This is a genomic window from Streptomyces sp. NBC_00080, assembly GCF_045041255.1.
GTDB lineage: Bacteria > Actinomycetota > Actinomycetes > Streptomycetales > Streptomycetaceae > Streptomyces > Streptomyces coriariae.
In genome coordinates this window covers 9,348,750-9,371,086 of the sequence record NZ_CP108235.1, presented here as the reverse complement: position 1 = coordinate 9,371,086, position 22,337 = coordinate 9,348,750, and the positions used below count along the sequence as shown (strand labels likewise).

Annotated in this window: 18 protein-coding genes; 8 read left to right on the top strand and 10 right to left on the bottom strand. The window is 70.6% G+C overall.

All coding sequences use genetic code 11. The features are described from left to right. The first annotated feature begins 160 nt into the window (after positions 1 to 160). From OHU34_RS41850 to OHU34_RS41840, 3 genes are all read left to right on the top strand, one after another. Positions 161 to 1,675, top strand: a complete 1,515-nt coding sequence (locus OHU34_RS41850; RefSeq protein WP_405771641.1) for an FAD-dependent monooxygenase — start codon at positions 161 to 163, stop codon at positions 1,673 to 1,675. A gap of 126 nt (positions 1,676 to 1,801) precedes the next feature. Next, entirely contained in the window at positions 1,802 to 2,980 is a 1,179-nt protein-coding gene (locus OHU34_RS41845; protein WP_405771638.1) for an alpha/beta hydrolase, read from the top strand. An 11-nt stretch (positions 2,981 to 2,991) separates the two neighbouring features. Next, the gene (locus tag OHU34_RS41840) at positions 2,992 to 3,798 is read left to right on the top strand and encodes an amidohydrolase family protein (protein ID WP_405771635.1); all 807 of its coding nucleotides are present in this window, start codon (positions 2,992 to 2,994) and stop codon (positions 3,796 to 3,798) included. 24 nt (positions 3,799 to 3,822) lie between these two features. Here the strand turns inward: OHU34_RS41840 and OHU34_RS41835 are convergent, their stop codons facing one another. Together OHU34_RS41835 and OHU34_RS41830 are read right to left on the bottom strand one after the other, a co-directional pair. Next, complete coding sequence (locus tag OHU34_RS41835; RefSeq protein WP_200839991.1) at positions 3,823 to 4,467, bottom strand: TetR/AcrR family transcriptional regulator; 645 nt, start codon at positions 4,465 to 4,467, stop codon at positions 3,823 to 3,825. Between the two features lie 218 nt (positions 4,468 to 4,685). Continuing rightward, on the bottom strand, positions 4,686 to 5,111 hold the full coding sequence (locus OHU34_RS41830; RefSeq protein ID WP_142268306.1) for a MarR family winged helix-turn-helix transcriptional regulator: 426 nt from the start codon (positions 5,109 to 5,111) through the stop codon (positions 4,686 to 4,688). A gap of 147 nt (positions 5,112 to 5,258) precedes the next feature. On the opposite strand from OHU34_RS41830, the gene OHU34_RS41825 reads away from it, so the two are divergent. Continuing rightward, entirely contained in the window at positions 5,259 to 5,903 is a 645-nt protein-coding gene (locus tag OHU34_RS41825) for an MBL fold metallo-hydrolase (protein ID WP_230196417.1), read from the top strand. Between the two features lie 98 nt (positions 5,904 to 6,001). Here the strand turns inward: OHU34_RS41825 and OHU34_RS41820 are convergent, their stop codons facing one another. From OHU34_RS41820 to OHU34_RS41810, 3 genes are all read right to left on the bottom strand, one after another. Further along, positions 6,002 to 6,991, bottom strand: a complete 990-nt coding sequence (locus tag OHU34_RS41820; RefSeq protein ID WP_405771630.1) for an aldo/keto reductase — start codon at positions 6,989 to 6,991, stop codon at positions 6,002 to 6,004. A gap of 282 nt (positions 6,992 to 7,273) precedes the next feature. Then, positions 7,274 to 10,243: a glycoside hydrolase family 2 TIM barrel-domain containing protein gene (locus OHU34_RS41815; protein WP_405771627.1), complete on the bottom strand. Its 2,970-nt coding sequence runs from the start codon at positions 10,241 to 10,243 to the stop codon at positions 7,274 to 7,276. 279 nt (positions 10,244 to 10,522) lie between these two features. Beyond that, entirely contained in the window at positions 10,523 to 11,527 is a 1,005-nt protein-coding gene (locus OHU34_RS41810; RefSeq protein WP_142268310.1) for a LacI family DNA-binding transcriptional regulator, read from the bottom strand. Between the two features lie 55 nt (positions 11,528 to 11,582). Between OHU34_RS41810 and OHU34_RS41805 the strand changes: the two genes are divergently transcribed. After that, complete coding sequence (locus OHU34_RS41805; protein WP_142268311.1) at positions 11,583 to 11,909, top strand: hypothetical protein; 327 nt, start codon at positions 11,583 to 11,585, stop codon at positions 11,907 to 11,909. Between the two features lie 45 nt (positions 11,910 to 11,954). Here the strand turns inward: OHU34_RS41805 and OHU34_RS41800 are convergent, their stop codons facing one another. Then, entirely contained in the window at positions 11,955 to 15,851 is a 3,897-nt protein-coding gene (locus OHU34_RS41800) for a WD40 repeat domain-containing protein (RefSeq protein ID WP_405771624.1), read from the bottom strand. Between the two features lie 288 nt (positions 15,852 to 16,139). Then, positions 16,140 to 16,508, bottom strand: coding sequence for a hypothetical protein (locus OHU34_RS41795; protein WP_020132033.1), 369 nt, complete (start codon positions 16,506 to 16,508; stop codon positions 16,140 to 16,142). Between the two features lie 598 nt (positions 16,509 to 17,106). On the opposite strand from OHU34_RS41795, the gene OHU34_RS41790 reads away from it, so the two are divergent. Beyond that, the gene (locus OHU34_RS41790) at positions 17,107 to 17,262 is read left to right on the top strand and encodes a hypothetical protein (protein WP_160160036.1); all 156 of its coding nucleotides are present in this window, start codon (positions 17,107 to 17,109) and stop codon (positions 17,260 to 17,262) included. Between the two features lie 8 nt (positions 17,263 to 17,270). On the opposite strand, the gene OHU34_RS41785 is transcribed toward OHU34_RS41790, so the two are convergent. Continuing rightward, complete coding sequence (locus OHU34_RS41785) at positions 17,271 to 18,572, bottom strand: oxygenase MpaB family protein (RefSeq protein ID WP_230196129.1); 1,302 nt, start codon at positions 18,570 to 18,572, stop codon at positions 17,271 to 17,273. Between the two features lie 140 nt (positions 18,573 to 18,712). On the opposite strand from OHU34_RS41785, the gene OHU34_RS41780 reads away from it, so the two are divergent. Together OHU34_RS41780 and OHU34_RS41775 are read left to right on the top strand one after the other, a co-directional pair. Continuing rightward, the gene (locus tag OHU34_RS41780; RefSeq protein ID WP_142268314.1) at positions 18,713 to 19,276 is read left to right on the top strand and encodes a TetR/AcrR family transcriptional regulator; all 564 of its coding nucleotides are present in this window, start codon (positions 18,713 to 18,715) and stop codon (positions 19,274 to 19,276) included. A gap of 243 nt (positions 19,277 to 19,519) precedes the next feature. After that, entirely contained in the window at positions 19,520 to 19,999 is a 480-nt protein-coding gene (locus OHU34_RS41775) for a hypothetical protein (protein WP_142268315.1), read from the top strand. A 78-nt stretch (positions 20,000 to 20,077) separates the two neighbouring features. Here the strand turns inward: OHU34_RS41775 and OHU34_RS41770 are convergent, their stop codons facing one another. Both OHU34_RS41770 and OHU34_RS41765 read right to left on the bottom strand, forming a co-directional pair. Then, complete coding sequence (locus OHU34_RS41770) at positions 20,078 to 20,410, bottom strand: putative quinol monooxygenase (protein WP_142269829.1); 333 nt, start codon at positions 20,408 to 20,410, stop codon at positions 20,078 to 20,080. A 260-nt stretch (positions 20,411 to 20,670) separates the two neighbouring features. After that, positions 20,671 to 22,191 (bottom strand): catalase, encoded by a 1,521-nt coding sequence (locus OHU34_RS41765; protein WP_142268316.1) that lies wholly within the window; start codon positions 22,189 to 22,191, stop codon positions 20,671 to 20,673. Between the last annotated feature and the right edge of the window lie 146 nt (positions 22,192 to 22,337).

The following is a 22,337-nucleotide window of genomic DNA, read 5'->3' as shown; positions in this document are numbered from 1 at the left end:
TACTGGGGGACGGCGGGAGGCAACTCGACGCCGGCCGGAAAGCGCTTCGTCCCGTCGGCTGCCACGCGCCGTCGACGCGGACGCGGGTCCAGTCCGCGGACCTCCGCAGCCCGGGGTGGGCGCCGCCCTTCGTGCAGAGAATCGATTGAGGTCGATCACCATGACAGAGATCCACGACATCGACGTCGACATCGACGTCCTCATCGCCGGGGCCGGTCCGACCGGCTCAACCCTGGCGGCCGACCTGTCGCGGCGCGGCCTTCGCGTCCGGGTCGTCGACAAGGCGCCGCACGCCTTCGAGGGCTCCCGCGCCAAGGGGATCCAGCCCCGTACCCAGGAAGTGTTCGAGGACCTCGGCGTGCTGAACGAGGCGTTGGCGGAGGGCGGTCCGTACCCCCTCGCGGGGCTCCACGTCGGGCCGGTCACCGCGCCGTGGAAAATGCAGCAGCGGAGCAAGCCGACCCCGGACGTGCCCTACCCGAACATCCTGCTGCTGCCGCAGCACCGTACCGACGCCATCCTGCACCGCCTGCTCGACCGGCTCGGACTGGCCGTCGAGTACGGCGTCGCGCTGGAGGGCTTCGCACACGACGCCGAAGGCGTCACCTCGACGCTCTCCACCGGCGAGCTGGTGCGTAGCAAGTACCTCGTCGGCGCCGACGGCGGCGCGAGCGCCGTGCGGGCGGCTACCGGTCTCGGCTTCGTCGGAGACACCGACGACTCCGACAAGACCCTCATCATCGACGGCACGATCGACGGCCTGTCCCGCGACAGATGGCACATGTGGCCCCGCGCGTCCGCGGGAGCCTGTCCGCTGCCGCACTCCGACCAGTTCCAGCTGATGATCCGGCTGAAGCCGGGCGACACCCCGAACCTCGACCACGGCGCCCTGGCCGACCGGTTCCACGCGCTCACCGGTCTCAAGCTCCGCGACATCACCTGGGTCTCGGTGTTCCGGCCCAACGTCCGACTCGTCGAGCACTACCGTCAGGGGCGGGTCTTCCTCGCGGGCGACGCCGCCCATGTGCACACCCCGGCCGGCGCACAGGGCCTCAACACCGGTGTGCAGGACGCCTACAACCTGGGTTGGAAGCTCGCTCAAGCGATCGCGGGCGCGCCGGACAGCCTGCTCGACAGCTACGAGGCCGAACGGCTCCCCATCGCCGCGGGCGTCCTCGGCAAGTCCAGCGAGCTCTATCAGAGCCTCGGCAAGCACAGCGTCGCCGGTCTGAAGCGCGGAGACGAAGAGCGCCAGCTCGGGCTCACCTACCGGGGCGGTCCGCTCGCGCCCGCCGACGCTCCGGCCACCGAGACCCTGCACGTGGGCGACCGCGCGCCCGACGCGCCGTGCACCGCACCCGGCACCCGACGCCTCTTCGACCTCTACCGAGGGCCGCACTTCACCCTGCTGGCCTTCGGCCCCGGGGCCACCAAGGCCCTGCCCGACCTGACCTGGCCGACGGAGGGTGCCGCACTGCGCCGCTACGCGGTCCGCAGCGGGCGCGGAATCGACGGCGACCGCATCACCGACGACACCGGTCGGCTGACCAGCATCTACGGCGTCGCCGGAGACGCACTGATCCTCGTCCGGCCTGACGGATACATCGGCAGCATCATCACGACCGACTGGACGGCCTCCTTCGCCACGGCGGCCGAGGCATTCATCCCGAAGTGACCAGGACCGTCGCCCCCCGACACCGCTGAGCGGGGGCAACGCCGGCACACCGCACGCCGCCGCAGCTCGCTTTGCAGCCCCCTGGCGTACCGCTTCGCGCCAGGCCGATCAGGAGGGGTTTCAGGAATGTCAGCACCGCAGGAGGTCATCGAGGGCCGCTCGGCTCCGGTCGTGAACCTCACGTTCGTCGGCAGCCGCGCGGAGACGGAGGAGTCCGTGTCGAGGCTCTCGGCCGAATCGCAGGCGGCGTTGCGCCAGTTCTCCTGGGCGCGCATGACCGGCTACGGCGTCGATCACGCGGATGCCGTCGAGCTGCGTGCCCGTGTGGTCGAGGGGCAGGGCTGGCGCTCGGCCGCGACGGAGCTGGCGGACGCCTGTTCGCGCCGCGTCGAGGACGCCAGGGGGGCCGGTGGAAGACCCACGCGGATCGCGTACCTGCGCCGTGCGTCCGCCCTGCTGCGCATGAGCCAGATGATGATGCTGTCGGACACAGCCGAACGCCGGGCGATCTTCGCGCGAGCCGCGGAACTGTACGCGCGGGCCGTCGAACCGAGCGGTGACCGTGAGCGCGTCACGATCGACACCGACTGCGGTCCCCTGGCGGGATGGCTCGTCCTCGCGGACGGCACCGCGGTCGGATCCGCCGTCGTCATCGGGGGCGTCGAGGGCTGGGCCATGGATTTCGACAGCGTCGGCGAGGCGCTCGCGGCGCGCGGGGTCGACGCGCTGCTGCTCGACGGTCCGGGGCAGGGCGAGACGAGGCTCACGCACGAGCACTACCTCACCGCTCGCTGGCGCGACGCGTACGGACGAGCCGTCGGCTTCCTCGACGAGCGCTCGCCGGGCCGCCCGATCGGCTTCATCGGCAACAGCATGGGCGGCAGTGTCGCCATGGCCGTCGCGGCGCAGGACACCCGGATCCGGGCGTGTGTCGACAACGGAGGGATCCACGCTCCATGGCTCGTGCCGCCGACCATGGGGACCTTCTTCTCGAAGATGGTCGCCGCCTGCGGAACCGAGGACGCGGCCCGCGCGGTGGACGTCTGGAAGACCGTCACCCCGCTCGCCGGCGGGCCCAACGCCGGCTATCCGCTGCTGGTCGTACAGGGCGGCGAGGACCCCATGGTCTCGATGGACCTCGCTCGGATCCTTCTCCGGGGTGCGCCCACGGACGACAAACGGATGGTCGTCTTCTCCGACGGCAACCACTGCGTCTACAACCACAAGCACGACCGTGACGCGCTCATCGCCGACTGGACGGCCGCGCGCCTGAGCGGCCTGCCGAGCCCCGACATCTCGAACTGAGAGGCAGTCCCGTGCGGATCATCGACGCACAGATCCATCTCTGGGCCGGCGACAGCGCGCCCCCGCACCACTGGCGCGCGCCGTACACCGTCGAAGCGGCCTTGCGCGACATGGACCTGGCAGGCGTGGACCGGGCGATCAACTGTCCCGCGACCTGGGACGCGGCCTCGAACGACTATGCGGTGGAGGCGGCCGAACAGCACCCCGACCGGTTCGCGACCCTCGGCTGGTTCCCCCTCGACCGGGACGCCGACGAGTCCCTCGTCGACACCTGGCTGGAGAGGCCCGGCATGCTGGGTCTGCGCTTTCTGCTGGTAGGGCCCGAGCTCGAGAGCCGCCTGGCGTCCGGCGGACTCGACTGGCTCTGGGCGGCCGCCGACCGGCGCGGGATCGCCGTAGGTGTGTGGGTGATGCCCGCGCACCTGTCCTGCGTCGGCGACATCGCCGCGCGGTACCCGAACATGCGCCTGATGATCGACCACCTCGCGACCAACCCCTTCGAGACGCTGCCCGACGCGGCCGCGCACCTCGACGCCCTCCTCGCCCTCGCGCGGCACCCCAACGTCGGGGTCAAGGCGACGGGCGTGCCGGGCCTGGCGACGGACGCGTATCCGTACGCGAGCACCCATGCCGTCCTGCGGCAGGTCTACGACGCGTACGGCGCCGAGCGGATGTTCTGGGGCACCGACATCACGCGTCTGCGCTGCTCCTGGCACGCGGCCGTGACCATGTTCACCGAGGAACTGCCCTGGCTGAGAGGCCGCGACCTTGAGCTGGTCATGGGCCGCGCCGTAGCCGAATGGACCGGCTGGCACTGAACGGCGGGTCGGTCGACGAGGTCGTCAGCCTCGCTCCTGCGACAGGCCGAGTCCGGCCTTCTCCAGCCCGTCGAGCAGCAGGTCCAGCCCGAACCGGAACTCGTCGTGCAGCGCGACGGAGGTCAACTCGTCGGCCGCGGCCGTCGTGGCCGGAAACGTCGCCGGGTCGAGCGAGTGGTAGTAGTCCCGCAGGTGCACCTGGTCCTCGGGGCGTGGCGTCCCGGGGCCGTGCTGCTGGATGGCGAAACCGATCACGTAGTGGCCGATCGCCGTATAGGCACGGGCGGCCAGGTCGACCGGGAACCCGTGACTCAGGAACAGTGCGATGAGCCGTTCCCTGCCCCGCAGGGCGTTGGGGCCGACGGGCACCTGGGCCGCCAGCAGGGACACCGCGTTGGGGTGCCGGCACAGGGTGCCATAGAGAGCGTCCGCCGCAACGGCCACCGCTTGCCGCCAGGACAGGCCGTCGAGCTTCTCGGGCGGGACGCGGACTTCGCCCAGAATTCTGTCGGCGACGAGAGCGAGGAGTTCGTCCTTGCCGTTGAAGTGCCGGTAGAGCGTCGCCGTACCCGAGTTCAGGGTGTCGGCGAGCATGCGCAGGGTCAGCGCCTGGATCCCGACTTCATCGATGAGCCTCAGGGCCGTCTCGACGATCAGCCCGGCGTCCATCGGGGGACGACCTCGCCGATGTTCAGGGGCAGGCGTACGGCTCGCCCACCAGACAGGGCTTCCCGGAACCGGCAGGGCCTCCGACGACATGAAGCGGTCACCTCTCGGCCGGATCGACTGGGGACACGGATCCACCACAGGAATTTCGGACTTAGCGTATCCGTTTTCGATGACGGCACGACGGAAGGCCGGTCCGATCCGCAGGAGCCGGACTTGGCCTACTTGGCTTTCAGGCGTGCGGTCAGGCGTGACAGCAGGGGCACCGCCGCGGCCAGCGTCTCGCGCTCGTCGGAGTTCAGGACGTCGTTGATCGCGGTGCCGAGCCAGTCCGCTCGGCGTCGGCGCTCCTCCGCCAGGCGGTCACGTCCCGCGGGCGTGAGGTGGAGCAAGAGTTTGCGGCCGTCGCTGGGGTGCGCCTCGGCACGCACAAAGCCCTCACCGAGGAGTTCCTTGACCGCTTTGGCGGCCGACTGGTGGGTGACTCCCCGCTGTTGGGCTACGTCGGCGGTGGTCATCGGGCCGCTGCGGTCCAGGTAGCCCAGGACGGCGGCCTCGCCGGGAGGCATGGTGTCGGCGGCGCGCACGGTACGCACGAGCTGTCCGATGGTCTGGCGAAGCTCTTCGGCCAGCTGGTTGTCGTCCATGGCGCCAGCCTACTCACACTGACCAACCAGGCTGTACAGCTCGGGTGCCTTGTTTCACGCCGGATCGAGTCGCTCCCCTCGAACATTATCTACAGCCCAGGTGTACAGTTTAATTGCAGGAAGTCGTTCGTACCGGAAGGACCCGCGGTGAAGCTCACCAAGCACGCCCACGCCTGCGTCACGCTCGAGAAGGACGGCACTCGGCTGGTCATCGACCCCGGCACCTTCACCCCGGACGCGGCAGAGGCCGTCTCCCGGGCGGATGCCGTACTGATCACTCACGAACACTTCGACCACTTCGACGAGAAGCTCGTCGCCGCCGCGCTCGACGCACAGCCCGAGCTACAGGTGTACGGCACCGCCGCCGTGGCGACCGCCCTGGGCGGCCGGAACAGCCGCGTCCACGCCGTCGCCGCGGGCGACACCCTCACCGTCGGCTCCCTCACCGCCACCGTCCACGGCCACCGCCACGCGCTGATCCACGCCGACATCCCGTGCCCCGACAACGTCGGCTACCTCTTCGACGACGGAGCCCTCTACCACCCCGGCGACGCCTACTTCGTACCCGACGCTCCCGTGCGCACCCTCCTGCTGCCGACCAGCGGCCCGTGGACCAAGCTCGGCGAAGCCGCCGAGTTCGTCCGCGCCGTCAAGCCCGAGCGCATCATCCAGATCCACGAACTCATGCTCAGCGACCTCGGCCGGCAGTCCACCGCCCACCTCCTGGGCGAGAACGGCCTGACCGGCACCCCGATCAACCGCCTCGACCCCGGCACCACCGTGCAGTTGTAGAACGCCGGACTCCAGGGAGCGGGCATGCGGTCGGCGGCTTCGACGGTGCCGACAGAACGGTCAGCTGCTGCGGACGCCCGCTCCCCTCCCCCTCCCGGCTAGCGGTCGACGGCTCGCATCCCCGCCTCGTCGTACCGTTCGCCCGCCGCCTCGGGCAGCTCCGCATCGATGCGCGCCAGGTCCTCCTTGGTCAGCGCGATGTCCACCGCGCCGGCGTTCTGCTCCAGGTAGGTACGACGCTTGGTGCCCGGGATCGGCACCAGGTCCTCGCCCTGCGCCAGCACCCAGGCGATGGCCAGCTGGGCCGGGGTCACGTCCTTCTCGGCGGCGATCTCCTTCACCTTTGCCGCCAGCCGCAGGTTCGCCGCCAGGTTGGCGTCCTGGAAGCGCGGGTTCTCCCGACGCCAGTCGTTCGCGTCCAGCTCGTCCGGCGAGGTGAACCGCCCGGCGAGGAAACCGCGGCCGAGCGGCGAGTACGGCACGAAGCCGATGCCCAGCTCACGGCAGGCGGGCAGCACCTCGGCCTCCACGTCCCGTGACCACAGCGAGTACTCGCTCTGCACCGCGGTGATCGGATGCACGGCGTGGGCGCGCCGGATGGTCTCCGCGCTCGCCTCGCTCAGGCCGATGTACCGCACCTTGCCCTCGTCGACCAGCTCGCCCAGCGCGCCGACCGTCTCCTCGATGGGTACGTTCGGGTCGACCCGGTGCTGGTAGTACAGGTCGATGTGGCTGGTCCCCAGCCGCTCCAGGGAGCCGTGGACCGAGCTGCGGACGTGCTCGGCCGAGCCGTCCTGCGGGCCGACCGTGCTGATGTCGCCGGGTACGGCGTTGTCCATCCGGTAGTTGAACTTCGTCGCGATCACGTACTCCTCGCGATGCCCCCGGATCGCCTCGCCGAGGAGCGACTCGTTGGTGAGCGGGCCGTACATCTGCGCGGTGTCGAGGAAGTTCACCCCGAGGTCGAGGGCGTGCCGGATGGTCGCGATCCCCTCCGCCTGATCGGTGGATCCGTAGAAGGCGGACATCCCCATGCATCCCAGGCCGATGGCCGATACCTGGAGGTCCCGCAGACTGCGCTTCTGCATGCCGTGTCCCAGCCTTTCCCTGCGCACTCGTTCGTCGTTCGTCGTCCGGACCGCACGGAGGCCCTCCATCCGTCCAGCGACTCCAGCCGCCCGGCATCCCGTGAGGGGCCCCGGAAGGGACGGGCTTCGTGCTCCGTGCTGTCTGCGACGTTACGACCTGGAGCGCACTCCAGCGCAAGCCGACGTACCAGGCGAACCAGCGGGCGGTCGTTGCACGAGGGGTGACGTGCCAGGGCCTGCGCCGCACGGAGATCCTCGTGCGGCGCAGGCCGTAGTGGCGGATCAGGTGATGCGCAGCCTGATCGTGCGGGATTCCGGGCGGAGGGCGTACTCGGGCCACACGTCCGGGCCACACGCGCGCGAACCGAGCCCGTGTTGGGCGGCGTCGACGATCAGGTGGCTCGTCGTCGAGGTCGGCAGTTCGAACGGATGTGCCGCTCGGGCGATCTCCTGAGGGGTGTGCCGGCTGAGGGTGAACCCGGGTCGGCGACCGCGTGTGTCGGGGAGCGCCTCGATGCGCAGCACTTCGGTCTCGGCGCTCGTCAGCGTCAACCGGCGCAGGGCGGAGCGGTGTCCGGTTTCCTGGGGACGGGCGTAGTCGACGGCCAGGTCGCGGACCGTGGCGGAGAAGCGGCCCGTGCGTGCCGCCCGCAGGCTGTCGGGGTAGGACTCGAGCGGGCCGAGGCCGAACCACTCGGCGCCGTCTACGGGAGCGTCCCCGTCGGGCAGGTCGAAACGGATCCCGATCCTCGGCCACACCGTGTGCCACCCGCGCGACGGCTCGACCTCCACCCGCAGCTCCAACTCGTCGCCCTCCAGCGACCAGACGGACTCGACCATCACCCACGATCCCGAGTTCGCCGCGGAGACCTTGTCGACCGTGCGCAGGGCCCCGGTGGCGCGCTCCAGCGACACCCGGCGCGTGGTCAGCCGGTCGAGGCCGTCGCGCCGCCACAGCTCGGCGTTGGACACCCCGTCGATGTTCGCGTCGCTCTCCGCGACATCGCCCCACGCGCCTTCGTCGTTGTCGGTCGGCGCACGGAACAGTTCCAGCCGCGGGCCCGTCACCTCGCGGCCGCCGAGGCGCGCGAGGGATCCGTCGACGAACTCGGCGCGGCCCAGCGTCAGCGTTCCGTCACCGGGCTTCCAACCGGTCCGGGCGCGCGCGGCCCGCACGGGGCGGTGAAGCGACCGGTCCAGTTGGGCGGTCGCGACCACGTGCCCTGCGGCCGCCCACGCGGTTCCGGCCGCCAGCACCGCCTCGACGGTGAGCCAGGTCTCGGCGTCCGGTGCCACCGGGATCCTCGGCAGCGAGACCCGGCCCGAGTCTCCCGCCACGACGGCCGGGACCTTCAGGTACCCGGAGTCGACGGGCGTGCCGTCGTGCTCGACACGCCAGCGAAAGCGCAGGTCGGACGTGTCCGCGGTGTGCCGCAGATTGGCGATCGTCACCTTGTCGGCGTCGAAGGTGAAGCGGATCGGCTGGACGACGGCCTTGAACTCGTGCAGGCTCGGCGTCGGGACGTCGTCGCTCAGCAGCATGCCGTCCATGACGAAGTTCCCGTCGTGCACGACCTCCCCGAAGTCGCCGCCGTACGCGTGGTACGGCGTCCCGTCCGCGGTGGTGGTCGAGATGCCGTGGTCGCGCCACTCCCAGACGAAGCCGCCGTGCAGCCGCGGGTACCGGTGGACCAGCGCCTCGTACTGGTCGAACGCCCCCGGCCCGTTGCCCATCGCGTGGGCGTACTCGCACAGCAGGAACGGCTTGGTGCGCTGCCGGGCGCCCTGGGCGGGAGTGCAGCCCAGCAGCGGGAAGCGGGATCCGTCGGTGCCGATCTGCTCGGTCTCCGGCACCGAGGCGTACATGCGCGAGTAGACGTCGGTGTACTCGCCGGTGTAGTCGCCCTCGTAGTGCACGGGGCGTTCGGCGTCGCGGGCGTGGACCCACGCCGACATGGCGGCGAGGTTGCTGCCGCTGCCCGCCTCGTTGCCGAGCGACCAGATCACGATGCTGGGGTGGTTCTTGTCGCGTTCGACGGTGCGCTCGATACGGTCGAGGTACGCCGCGCGCCAGGTCGGGTCGTCGCTGGGATTGCCGACCCAGTTCAGTTTCTCGAAGCCGTGCGTCTCGAGGTCGCATTCGAGGACGACCCAGAATCCGAATTCGTCGGCGAGGTCGAGCAGGCGCGGGTGCGGTGGGTAGTGGCTGGTGCGGATGGCGTTCACGTTGAACCGCTTCATGCGGGCGAGATCCTCGCGGGCGTGCTCCTCGTCGAAGACACGGCCGCGCAGCGGATGGGTCTCGTGGCGGTTCACGCCGTGGAACACGACGCGACGGCCGTTGACGAGGAACCGGTCGCCGCGGATCTCGACCGTGCGGAAGCCCGCCCGCAGGGTGACGGTCTCGGCGGCGGTCGACACGGTCACGTCGTACAGGCGCGGCCGCTCGGCCGACCAGGGTTCCACGTCGGCGATGTCGAAGGGGGTCACCTCGGCCGGGTCGGACCAGGTGCGCTCGATGCCGAGTTCGGGGATGCGCAGGGTGACCGGGTAGGCCGTCGGCTCGGCGGTGATCTCCACGTCGACCCGGCCGTGCCCGTCGGCGAACCCGGTCCGCAGCCAGACGTCCTCCAGGCCGCCGACCGGGCGGGCGATCAGGGTGACGTCGCGGAAGATTCCCGGCAGCCACCACTGGTCCTGGTCCTCGACGTAACTGGCCGCCGACCACTGGTACACCCGTACGGCGACGACGTTGTCGCCCGGGCGGACCGCGGACGTCACGTCGAATTCGTGCGCGAGCCTGCTGCCGCTCGCGCTGCCGATCTCCGCCCCGTTCACCCAGACCCGGAAGAGCGACTCGACACCGTCGAACCGCAGCACGACACGCTCGGCGTCCGCCCAGTCGGCGGGCAGGTCGAAGTGGCGGCGGTGGTCGCCGGTGGGGTTCTCGTCCGGGACGTGCGGTGGGTCGATGGGGAACGGGAACTGGACGTTCGTGTAGATCGGACGGCCGTGGGCGCCGTCGCCTTCGAGCACCCAGTGGGAGGGTACGGGCAGGTCTTCCCAGCTCCGGTCGTCGAAGTCCTCGGCCGCGAAGTCCTCCGCCACGGACGCCGTGGGTGACAGCCGGAACCGCCAGGGCCCGTTCAGCGAGCGGGTGGGCGCGTCCGAGTGCAGCCACGAGCGCGCCGGGCGGAGCGCACCACGGCCCGGCACGGTGTCCGAAACACGGGGGGAGAACTCGGAGAGCAAGGGGTCACGACTCCTTCTGGGTGACGAACGGGATCCGGGGCCGGCAGAGATCACCTACGGGCGGGCGACCGGCCTGCCGTGCGGCTTCCCACTCTCCCGTGAGCGCTCCCGTGAACGTTCACGGGAGCGCTCACGGGACCGCCTTCCGGATTCCTGCTGATGAATCTCGATGGGTGGGGGTGGAATGTTCGGAAGTCTGCGCTCGGGCGCGGAGTCATGTCAAGACATTCGGGGCGGACGGCCGTCCGTGACGTCAGGCCATGACGTCAGGCCATGACGTCAGGCCGATCCGCTCAGGTGCAGCTCCGCGTGGACGACCAGGTCGTCTGCCTCCGACGTGCCCAGCCCCGACAGCAGTCGGGCGAGTTGCTCGATGGCGAGCGCTCCGAGCTGTCGCGTGTCGAGGGCGACGCTGGACAGCGGGGGTTCGACGAGTGCTCCGAGCTGGAGGCCGTCGAAGCCGATCACCGCCAGATCCCGCGGGACGCTGCGGCCGAGCCTGCGTGCCTCACGGAGTGCGCCGACGGCGATGATGTCGTTGAAGGTGAAGACCGCGGTGACCTCGGGACGAGCGGCGAGCAGGGTTCTGAGCGCCGCCCCTCCCCCGTCGGCCGTCTGGTCGGCGTCGACCACCAGGTGGGTGTCGATCCCGTGCTCCCGCGCCGCGGCCGTGAACCAGTCGTGCCGGATGCTGGGCTCGGCGCGGGTCCGGTGGTCCAGCATGCCGATCCGGGTGTGTCCCTCCGCGACCAGATGCGCGACCGCGGCACGGACGCCCTGCTCGCCGTCGATCCGGATCGAGCTGAACCGCGTGCTGCGGCCCTCACGGCCGATGAGCACCACCGGCATGCCCCGGGTGTACGACTCCAGCTCGCTCTCGGAGCAGCTGAAGTAGCCGATCACCGCGTCCACCTGCGAGGTGATGACCTGGAGTGTGCCGCGTTCCTCGTCCGCCCGGTCCGCCGTGGCGTATACGACCACGTGCCAGCCCCGGGATCTGGCCGCCTCCAGGGCCCCGGCGGCGACCTCGGTGAAGAACGGGTTGAGCAGGTCGGGGATGACCAGCCCGATGGTCATGGTGTCCTGGCGGACCAGCCCCCGGGCGAATCGGCTCGGGCGGTAGCCGAGCGCGCGCGCCGCGTCGAGCACGCGCTGCTTGGTGTCGCCGTCGATCTCACCCTTGTCGTTGAGCGCCCGAGATACGGTCTGTCGGGACACTCCGGCGGACCTGGCGACGTCGTTGATCGTGATCTTCCGGGGCTCGGCCCCCGGTGTCGACACCATCGCCCACCTCCTTCTTCTCTGCTCGCGAACGCCGGTGCGTGCGCAGAGCCTGAGTATGCACGGGCCGAGGGGCCCCACGAAGCCGGGTCTGCCCGCGCGCGTGCCGTCGTACGCGGGCGCCTCCTTCGCCCTGGAGACGACCCGGCGATCCGCCGTCAACCCCTCGCTGAGCAGGGGGGCTTACACGATCATGCACACCTCGGCGGGCGTGTGGACGTACAACCGCGCCGGTGTGGCCAATGGGCGCTGCCTGCCCCTGGGGCCGCTGCCCGGCGGCGGGGTGCTGCCGGCCGGCACCTACCGTCTCGACCTCCAGAAGCTGGACTCGCCGCTGAGGTCGATCAGCGCCTCCTGGTTCAACGTGGTGGTAGGCGTCTCCTGAGCCGTCGCCTTCTCCTGGCGGGTGCGTCGGCCGCTGTGGTCGCGGTCAGCGGTGCGAGCACGCCGAAGCACCCGCCCCGGACAGCCGCAGCCGGCAGATCGCGGCGAACCGGGCCGGCACGCCCAGGTTCCACAGCCGTACGGTCCCGTCGTTGCTGCTGCTGGCCACCGTCCGCCCATCAGGGGAGAACACGGTGCCCCACACCGCGTTCGTGTGCCCGGTCAGCGCGGCCCAGGGCCGCCGCGCCGCCACGTCCCACAGCCGCACCGTACGGTCACTGCCGCTGCTGGCCAGCAAGCGGCCGTCGGGGGAGAACGCGATACCGCGCACCGACCCGGTGTGCCCCCGCAACACCGCCGTGGGACGGTGCCGGCGGACGTCCCACAGGCGTACGGTCCCGTCGTTGCCGCTGCTCGCCAGTGTCCGGCCGTCCGGGCCGAACGCCACTCCCCGCACCGCACCCGTGTGCCCGGTGAGCGTGGCCCGCGGCCCGCGGCCCGCCACGTCCCACAGCCGTACGGTCAGATCGTCACCCGCGCTCGCGAGGGTGCGGCCGTCGGGGCTGAAGGTGACGTCGTTGACGAAGTCCGTGTGGCCGGTGAGCGTGGCCAGCGGGCGGCGGGTGGCGACGTCCCACAGCCGCACCGTACGGTCGGCACCCGCCGACGCCAGCCGTGCGCCGTCCGGGGCGAACGCCACCGAGAACACGTCCCCGTGATGCCCGGTGAGCGTGCCGAGGAGGCGGCGGGTGGCGACGTCCCACAGCCGGACCGTGCCGTCGGAACCGCCCGAGGCCAGGGTGCGCCCGTCGGGGGCGAACGCCACCGAGAACACGGCCGAGCGATGCCCTCGCAGGGTCGTGACGGGCCGGTGCCGCGCCACGTCCCACAGCCGCACCGTGTGATCGGTGTCGGCGGTCGCCAGCAGTTTCCCGTCGGGGCTGTAGGCGGACTGCCAGATCTCGGTGTACGGGCGGGCCGTCAGTACCGGCCCGCCCAGGTCCCACAGCACCACCGACTGGTCGAACCCGGCAGTGGCGAGCATGGTCCCGTCGGCGTTCACGGCCACGCCCATCGTGTAGTCGGTGTGGCCGGTGAGCGTCAGCGTCTGCATCCCGCTGTGCACGTCCCACAGACGGGTCGTGCCGTCGCCTCCCGCGCTGACGACCGTGGCGCCGTCCGGGGTGTAGGCGACGGCGTTGACGTCGTCGCTGTGCCCGCTCAGGACCGAGATCGTCCGGTGCCGTGCCAGGTCCCACAGCCGTACGGTGCGGTCCGCTCCCCCGCTGGCCAGGCTCCGTCCGTCCGGCGCGAACGCCACGCCGTACACCTCGTCACTGTGCCCTTCCAGCACGCCCGCGGGCCGATCGCGCACCGTGTCCCACAGCCGGACGGTCCGGTCGGCGCCGGCCGACGCGAGCGTCCGGCCGTCCGGGGCGTACGCCAGCGCGTCGACCTGCCCGACATGACCGGTGAAGGACGCGACGCGGCGCCCCCGGTCCGTGTCCCACACCTGGACCGTGCCGTCGCGCGCCGCGACGGCCAGAGTGCGGCCCCGGGGGTCGAAGGCCACGGCCCGGGCGCCCACGGTGCCGGCCGGCAACACCACCTTCGTGCGATGGTCGGCCGCGCCCCACAGCTGCACCGGCGCGTCCGTGGCACCGGCCGCGAGCGTACGTCCGTCGGGGCTGAAGGCGACCGACCGCACCCGCCCGGACATCGTGAACGTGGCGGTCGTGCGGCGGTCCGCGAGTCGTCGCAGGGTCACCGTGCCGTCCGAACTGGCCGTCGCGAGCGTGCGCCCGTCGGGCGCGAACGCCACCGAGTTGACCGGCCCGCGATGCCCACCGAGCCGGGCCGAGAAGGGTTGCGCCTGGGTGCTCAGCAGGGCGCCGCGCGCCTCGGGCGTCTCCTGGGAGCGGTAGGCCTCCCCGGCGAGCCGCATCGAAGCCTCGGGCTGACCGGCGGCCAGCGAGACGGACTGCGCGGCGAGTGCCCGGGAACGGGCGACCCGCTCCTGCTGCAGCGCGTCCGAGCGCTGCCGGTACGCCAGCGCTCCGGCGACCACGGCGAGGGCCAGCAGCACGACCAGCGTTGCCAGCGTGCCCTGCCGGCGCCGGACCTGCCGCCGGGCCTGCCGCTGCCGGTCGGCCTCCTCGGCCCGGCTCGCGCGCAGGAACGCCTCCTCCTGCGCGCTGAGCCGGCTCCGGCCGTCCAGTTCCTCGGCCCACGCCCGGACGGTGTCCAGCCGGGTGCCCCGGTAGAGGGCGGACGGATCGCCGCCCTCGCGCTCCCACTCCTCGGCGGCGTGCGCGAGTTGCTGGTGGATCAGCAGCCCGTGCCGGTCGGCGTCGATCCAGCCGCGCAGCCGGGGCCAGGCGTGCAGCAGCGCCTCGTGGGCGATCTCGACCGTGGCGCGGTCGGCGGTGATCAGACGCGCCCGCACGAAGGCGTCCAGGGCGGCCGTGGCGCCGTCCGTGTCGGCGAGCCGCTCCATCAGCGCGGCCCGGCTCATCCGGCACCGGGCCGGTCCGGTGCCGTCGGCCACATGGACCAGGCGCACCAGGATCCTGCGGATCGTCTGCTGCTCGGCCGGGTACAGGCCCGCGAACACGTCCTCGGCGGTCCGTGCGACCGCCCCCCGGATCCCGCCGGTGCGCTCGTACCCCGCGACGGTCAGGGTGGCGCCCTCGCGCCGCTGCCAGGTGGTCAGCAGCGCGTGGGAGATCAGCGGCAGCGCACCGGAGGGAGTGACGTCCGGCAGGGCGCGCCCGACGTCCGATCCGTCGCCGTGCGCCCCTCCCGACCCGTCGCCGGGCAGCGCACCCCGTTCACTGCCGGGCAGCCCTGCCGGTTCGTCCCGCAGGCCGGCGTCGCGCAGCAACAGGGGGACGAGACCCGGCTCCAGGGCGAGTCCGGCGAGCTCGGCGGGGCGGGTGATCGCCTCCCGCAGCCCGGTGACGGACATCGGGGGCAGCACGAACAGCCCGTCGGTGAACACCGTTGCCAGTTCGGGGAGTTCGACACACCTGCCGGACAGGTCGGCCCGTACGCCCAGGACCACCACGGCCGGGTCACGACCGGGGACGTCCGCCGGATCCGATGGGCGACGGGACGTCGACACGGCGCACAGCACCCGGACGAAAGCGCGTCGTTCGTCCTCGTCGGAGCAGAGCGTGAACAGCTCCTCGAACTGGTCGACGAGGAGTACCGGACGCACCGGCGGTGGCCGTCTGCCCCCGTCGTCGCAGGCGCTGTCGTCCACCGTGCGCCGCACCGCCTCCAGCAGGATCTCGGGCCGGTCCCGCAACTGCCGTACGGTGACGCCGAGATCGCCGTCCAGCGCTTTCGCGAAGCCTGTCAGCAGCTCCTCCAGCGGGTGCGCGGTGGGCGTGAAAGCCACCACCGGCCACCGCTCGGCGCCCGGCATGGGGAAGCCGCCGGGGTTTCGGAAGGCCGGTACGAGACCGGCGTTGAACAGGGACGACTTGCCGGCACCCGAAGGGGCGACGACCATCAGGGGTCCGCCGCCGATCCGTTCGAAGACCCGCTCGACCAGGGCGGCGGTGGCCCGCTCGCGGCCGAAGAACCATCCCGCGTCCTGCGCGGTGAACGCCGACAGTCCCCGGTAGGGACAGACGGCGTCGAAGTCCGTCCGCCCGGGCACGACGCCGTCACCCTGCCCAGCCCGCGCGTCGCCCGCGTTCTGCGCGTTCCCGGAGGTCGCCGGGGCCGCCGGGTTGGCCGGGTTCGCCGTTCCCTCGGATTTCGCCGTGTCGTCAGCTTCCTCGGCGTTCTCCGGGCTCTTCGTCAGCAGTCGCAGCAGCCCGCCCTCGGCCCGCAGGATCTGGTCGCACCGCCGCGCAACGTCGACGGTGGCGCGCTTCGCGCCCGTCTCGATCTTGCTGAGGTAGCCCTTGCTGTAGTGCGTCTGCCGAGCCATGTCGGCCAGCGAGAGCCCGCGCTGTCGGCGGAGTCGTCTCAGCTGCGCGGGAAAGTCCGGAACGGTTCCGTCGGACGGTGGCGGTTCACATCGGTCGCCGGTGTGCTGCTGCTCCCCCACCACATCCCCCGGGTGTCGCGCATGAGCCGTGAAACGGCCGACATCCAGAGTACTGCGGCAATATGACGGCCGATCAAGGCTTTCACCGGCGTGGCGCGAGAGTATGGCGGAAAAACGGACGTCCGGAACCGCGCACGCGATTCCGGACGTTCCCCCGTGCGGAAGGCCTTACGGCCGGTTCAGTTTGATCGAGTTGACCGGCGTGAGGTCGGCCCACACACCCCTCGGCGGATTCCCGATCGTGTAGTTGCAGTTCGTGCCGCCGTAGTTCAGGCACAGTTCCGCCGAGGCGCCACCGGTCTGGTTGTTGAGGACCCAGTGCCAGCCGACCTGGTTGCTCAGGTTGTGGGCGCCGTAGCTCCAGTAGATGTTGCTCGGGCTCTGGGCGGGGTCCTGGTTCTGCGGGTAGATACAGACGGCACCGGACGGGCAGCCGGCCCAGTCGGCCGCGGGCTTGGCCTCGGCCGTGCCGGTCAGCGCCACCAGCGCCGTGGCGGCGGTGGCCAGTGCGACGGCCCCACTGAACAACTTGCGCATGTTTCCCCCTTGCGGTCGTCCTGCCTGGTCGCAGGTCGTGCTCGGTCTCTCGGCATCAGACTGGCCGCAGGGTCCCGGGAGGTCGACGGGTTTCCTGTTTCCCCTCATCACGGCAAGCCGGGAAACCGGCGGTGAGCAGCGCGGTCTCCAGGCAGGAGGCAACCCCGGAAAGCGCAGTCACCGCGATGGCCACCCTCAGGCGAAAATTGAATATCATTCGAAAACGGCCCGCGATGACCGGCCCGTCACAATCTGCTGCGCTCAGAAAACGTTCACCGGCGAATTGCGTCGGCCGATCGGGATGACGACCCGAAGCTCGAGATTTCGAATCCCCATGAGGACGATCCGGTACGGGACACCGCCCGTGTCGCGGATGGGGGGCGGTCGCGGACGGGCTCGAGCCCGATGCCGATCCACCGGGCTCGGGAGCAGGCCCGTGGGGGCAGAGCCCGGCATCGAAGGCAGGTGAAGACTGCCGGAGACAGGCAATGCCACTGCCGCCCCGGACCCGGGTCATGGCACTCATCAGCGCGGTGACGCGGAGAAGAGGCGGTGGGGGCGGACGGGCCGGTTTCTGGGTCTCGGCATCGGGGGCATCGTGCTCCTCGCGCTGTCCCTCGTCCTGGACGGCGTGCTCGAAGGCCTCTCCGACGGCGTCGGCGGGCTGGACGGTCTCGGGAACGGGCTGCTGTCACTGCCGGTCGTTGCCGGACAGTCCTGGAGCCTCGCCGACGGCGTCGGTATCGCTCCGTGAGGTCTCCGTCAGCGCGACGGTCCTGCCGACGGCCCGACCCCGAGTGCCCCCACATCGGGGGCATGTTCACCGAAGTAGCGCCGCAGGTTCCGTCGGATGAACCGGTCTCCGCTGCGCAGCAGGTAGGCGCGGCCCGCCGCAGTGCGACCGAGGACGTGGTAGCGCAGGAGGTTGACGGCCAGCAGGGGCGGCACGGCCCAGGGCAGGACGACAGGCAGGTCCAGGTCCCGCACGCCGCGGCGGCCGAGAAAGTACCGCAGCATGCTCAGCAGCCGCGCTCGGGCGTAGGCGCGGCGCACACGGGCGAAGTGGGCGAAGTGCAAGGCGGTCTGGGCCTCCACGAGCGCGTTGGCGAGGGCCGGGCCGACCGGGCCGCCGTAGCACTGGGTGAGTAACAGGTGGTAGTTGAAACGATGTTGGACCCGTTCGTGATCGCAGAGCCAATCCTCGTTCACGCCCAGCAGATGGCCGACGTACTTCCACAGATGCATGAGTGCGCGAGACTCGGCACGGGTGACGCGTACGCCGAGCAGTCGTACGCCGAGCAGCTGGACGGCGTTGAACAGGCCTAGGGTCGCGGCCAGATCGGACTGGTTGACCGGCAGCCCCCAGCGCTCGGTGTCCCATTGCCCGCTGCGCTCCGCCTGATGGTTGACCAGCGCGTGCATGAGACGGACGTGCACGGTGAGGCGAAAGCCCGGACCGGAGCGGCGCATCGCGTGGTGCCCGGTGACCGCGGTGGCCCAATGCTGGGTCTCGGCGATCCTGCGCAGGGCCGAACCGCCGGTGAGGCCACCGGTCTCGACCAGCAGACGAGGCGGTCCGTCGAACCGGTAGGAGCCGATCAACGCCAACTGGAGCATCACGTCGGCGGAGTTGCGGCCGAACCTGCGGGCCACCCGGCCACCCTCGTCGACCAGATCGAAGTCGACCCAGTCCGGCACCGGGTCCACTGCGGCGAAGAATTCCCGCAGAGCCGCGGGAGGGTTCGCCAACGCGTCGATACCGTCGGCGAGCGCAGTGCGGAACTGCCTCATGGTCACCCGGTCCGGATGCGCCGTGTCGGTGATCCGCAGGGCGCCCGCCAGGGCCGCTCCGAGTTCGTCGCGCGTCGTCAACCGCTCGCCGATGGCCGCCAACAACGCCGGATCGACCTTGCCTCGGCGTCCCAGCAACAGCCGCAGCGGTCTGCCCAGACGACGGTTGAGGCCCTCGGTCGCACGAAAGCGCCGCGGATACGGAGAGGGGGGCGTCGTCACGTCACTCGGCCCGACGGGGGTATCACGCTGCTGCGGCTCGTGTGCGACCATGAGTCGATGCTGACTGCCTGTCGTACTCGCGTTCAATTCGTCTGCTGAAGCGCATGTCATCGCCTCGCCGAAACGCGCGTGGCAGCACTGCCGCTCGCGTTTCACCGCGCAGGAGGCCGAGCCAGGAGCGGTCCCGGGCGATGGTGGAACGCATCCTGGACGCGGGTCGGCAGGTCCTGGCCGAGTACGGCTACGAGGGCGCGTCGACCAGTCGGATCGCGACGACGGCGGGGATCAGCCCCGGCTCGCTGTACCAGTACTTCCCCCACAAGGACGCCATCGTCTCGGCGGTTCTGGAACGCTACAGCGACACACTCGTCTCCAGCGTCACCACCCGCATGTCCGGCCACTTCGAGCAGCCGGCGCCCGTGATCGTCCGGGCTACCCTGGCAGCACTGTTGGAGGGACTCGACGTCGAGCCGCCGTTGCTTCGCGCCGCGGTCGAGCACGGCCCGCGGCTTGACGACGGCCGCGCCCTGAGGGCCTTCGAACAGCGCATCGGCGAGCTGGTCCGCGCCTATCTGACGACACAGCGCGGGGGGCTGCGCCCGGACGCACCCCTCGACACGGCGGTGTGGATGCTGGTGCGCACCGTCGAGCACCTGACCGTTCGTTACCTGCTCGACCGGCCTCTCATACCCAGGGAACAGTTCCTCGAGGAACTCACCCGGCTCGCTCTCAACTACCTCAGGCCGGCACCGTGACGCCGCCCTTGGCCGGAAGGCCGGCCACGCCGTCCAGCAGGGCCGTCCACCACCGTCGCGCCACTGTTCGTCTCTGAAAACACGCGCAACATAAGACAAAATATCTGACAAGATGTTTATTGATGAGATACCACTAATCCACACCGAAAAGGGCATTTCCCGGTACCTTCACGATGAATGCACCTGCCGTTCCGCCCGACGGACATGTCGGGTCCCGGCAGGCCTGCGTACAGGGGAGGAAAAATGTCCATTCAGTGGCAAGACAACGGCTACACCTTCTACGGCAAGGAATCCCTGCCGCACACGGCGCGCATGCAGGACCCGGGCTCCATGGAGTGCTGGGCCTTCTGTCTCGGCGCGGTGGCCGGGCTGCCCTGGAGCACGGTGGCCACCCACACCGCACTTGGCGATCTCACCCACGGCCAGAACACCGCCAACACCAACCTGCTGGTCGAGCGCCTCAACCAACTGCCCGGCGGGCCGACGCTGCGCCTGCCCGCGCGCTGGTACTCCCCCGACTGGGACGGCAACAAGCTCCGTCAGATGTTCCCCGCGGCCGTCGCCATCGACCACCACTTCGTGGTTGCCCTGGCCATCGGGAAAGCGCTTGGCCAGCCCGACGCGGTCCGCTACTGGGACCCCGCGGACGCCCAGATCCACACCGTGACCGTCGACCAGTTCAGGCAGAACTTCAACCCCGAGTTCAGCGTCACCCGGATCTGACCGACCGCGCCGGACGGATCGCCATCACCACATCCGGTCCGGCGCCCCGGTTGTCGCCGGGGCGCCGGACCGGATGCGTCAGCGGTCGTCCTGTACCGCCATCTCCCCGAGCAGGGACCAGCCGTTCTGCGGGACGGTCACGTTCACGATCCTGGGGGTCTCGGCGAGGTACGACGGCAGCTCGGCGCAGGCCGCGGCGAAATGCTCGGAGGAGACGTGCGCCGAACCGGCCTCGTCGTCGCGGAACGCCTCGGTCAGCACGTACTCGGCAGGGTCGTCGACGCTGCGCGACCAGTCGAACCAGAGACACCCGGGCTCGTCGCGCGTCGCGAGGGTGAAACCTCGGGTGATGTCGGGCCAGTCGTCCGCGTGCTGGGGAAGGACGCGGAACCGGGCGGTGATGAAGATCATGAGCTTTCCTGGTGTGTCGTGGACTGCCCTCGGGGTGGCGGCACCCCCCGCCGGGCCGTCGGCGGCCTCGTCGGGAACCGACCATGCCACGTCCGCGCACCCGGCCCTCGCCGACGAGCCGGTGTGCGCACGACGCTCGACGGCGGCGGACTTCGCGTCGGCGGAGGCGTCGCCTTCCCGGCGCGAAGCCTGCGTGCCGCCGAGCGTCGGCGGTGTGCTCGTCCGAGGGCTCGGGCGCGGCCCAGCGGTGCCGAGTGAACTCACGCCTTGTGCTGCATGGCCCGTCGTGCGGGATTGCCCTGTTCGGCGGCCTTGGGATCCTTCTCGTCGGCCTTGGCTCGCACACCGTCCGCGATGCGCTTGCCGATGGATTCGTCGATGTTCGACCAGTACTCGAAGGCACGTTCGAGGACAGGCTCGGTGACACCGTTGAGGAGATGTCCTACGACGTTGTCGACCAGGCGGTCGCGGGCGTCGTCGTCGAGGACCTCGCGCACCATGGTGCCGGGCTGACCCCAGTCGTCGTCCTGCGGGTGGGAGACATAGGCGCTACGGGTGATCTCGCCGTCGGCCTCCCAGCTGGGCGGGCTGCCGTAGTGGGCGGTATCGGCCTCGGGGCCGCCCTTGGAGTTCGGCGCGTAGACCGGATCGGTCGTCTTGCGGTAGGCCATCGCCCCGTCCTTCGAATACGTGTGGACGTCGACGACGGGTGCGTTCACTGGAAGCTGCTGGTAGTTGGCACCGATGCGGTAGCGGTGCGCGTCCGCGTACGAGAACAGGCGGGCCAGGAGCATCCGGTCCGGGCTCGGTCCGATGCCGGGGACCAGGTTGTTGGGCTGGAAGGCCGCCTGCTCGATCTCGGCGTGGTTGTCGGTGGGATTGCGGTCGAGCGTCATGCGGCCGACCGGAATGAGCGGGTAGTCGCCGTGCGGCCACACCTTGGTGAGATCGAAGGGGTTGAATCGATACCCCGCCGCGTCCCCGTACGGCATCACCTGCACATGCAGGGTCCAGCTGGGGAAGTCACCGTCCCGGATGTGCTCGAAGAGATCACGCGTGTGGTAGTCCGTGTCCACCGCGGCCATCTGATCGGCCTCGTGCTGGGTGAAGCACTCGACACCCTGATCGGTCTTGAAGTGGTATTTCACCCAGAACCGCTCGCCCTCGGCGTTGATCCACATATAGGTGTGGGAGGTGTAGCCGTTCATGTGGCGCCAGGTCCGCGGGATGCCGCGGTCTCCCATCAGCCAGGTGACCTGGTGGGCGGACTCCGGGGAGAGGGTCCAGAAGTCCCACTGCATGTCGTGGTCGCGCAGGTTGTTGTCGGCGCGGCGCTTCTGCGAGCGGATGAAGTGCTGGAACTTCATCGGGTCCTTCACGAAGAACACCGGCGTGTTGTTGCCGACCATGTCGTAGTTGCCTTCGCTGGTGTAGAACTTCACCGCGAAGCCGCGCGGGTCGCGCCAGGTGTCCGGGCTGCCGCGCTCGCCGGCCACGGTCGAGAAGCGGGTGACCAGTTCGGTACGGGTACCCGGCTGGAACACGGCTGCCTTGGTGTACGCGCTGACGTCGTGCGTCACCTCGAAGTGACCGAAGGCCCCGCTTCCCTTGGCGTGTGGCTGGCGCTCGGGGATCCGCTCCCGGTTGAACTGCGCCATCTGCTCGATCAGATAGGCGTCCTGCAACAGGATCGGTCCCCCGGGACCCACGGTGAGCGAGTGTTCGTCGCTCTCCGCCGGGGCGCCCGAGTCGGTCGTGGTGGCGGGTCGGATCTCCGTCATGCGTCTGCCTTTCGTCTCGCGGCTGCGACGAGCGGGATGGTCCGGCGCTGACGCCGGATGTCCGCCCAGCGCGGTGGGCGGGGCACTCCCTGCCCCGGCTCGGGCCGCACGGACACGCTCGAATCGTCCTCAGCGGATCCTGGTGG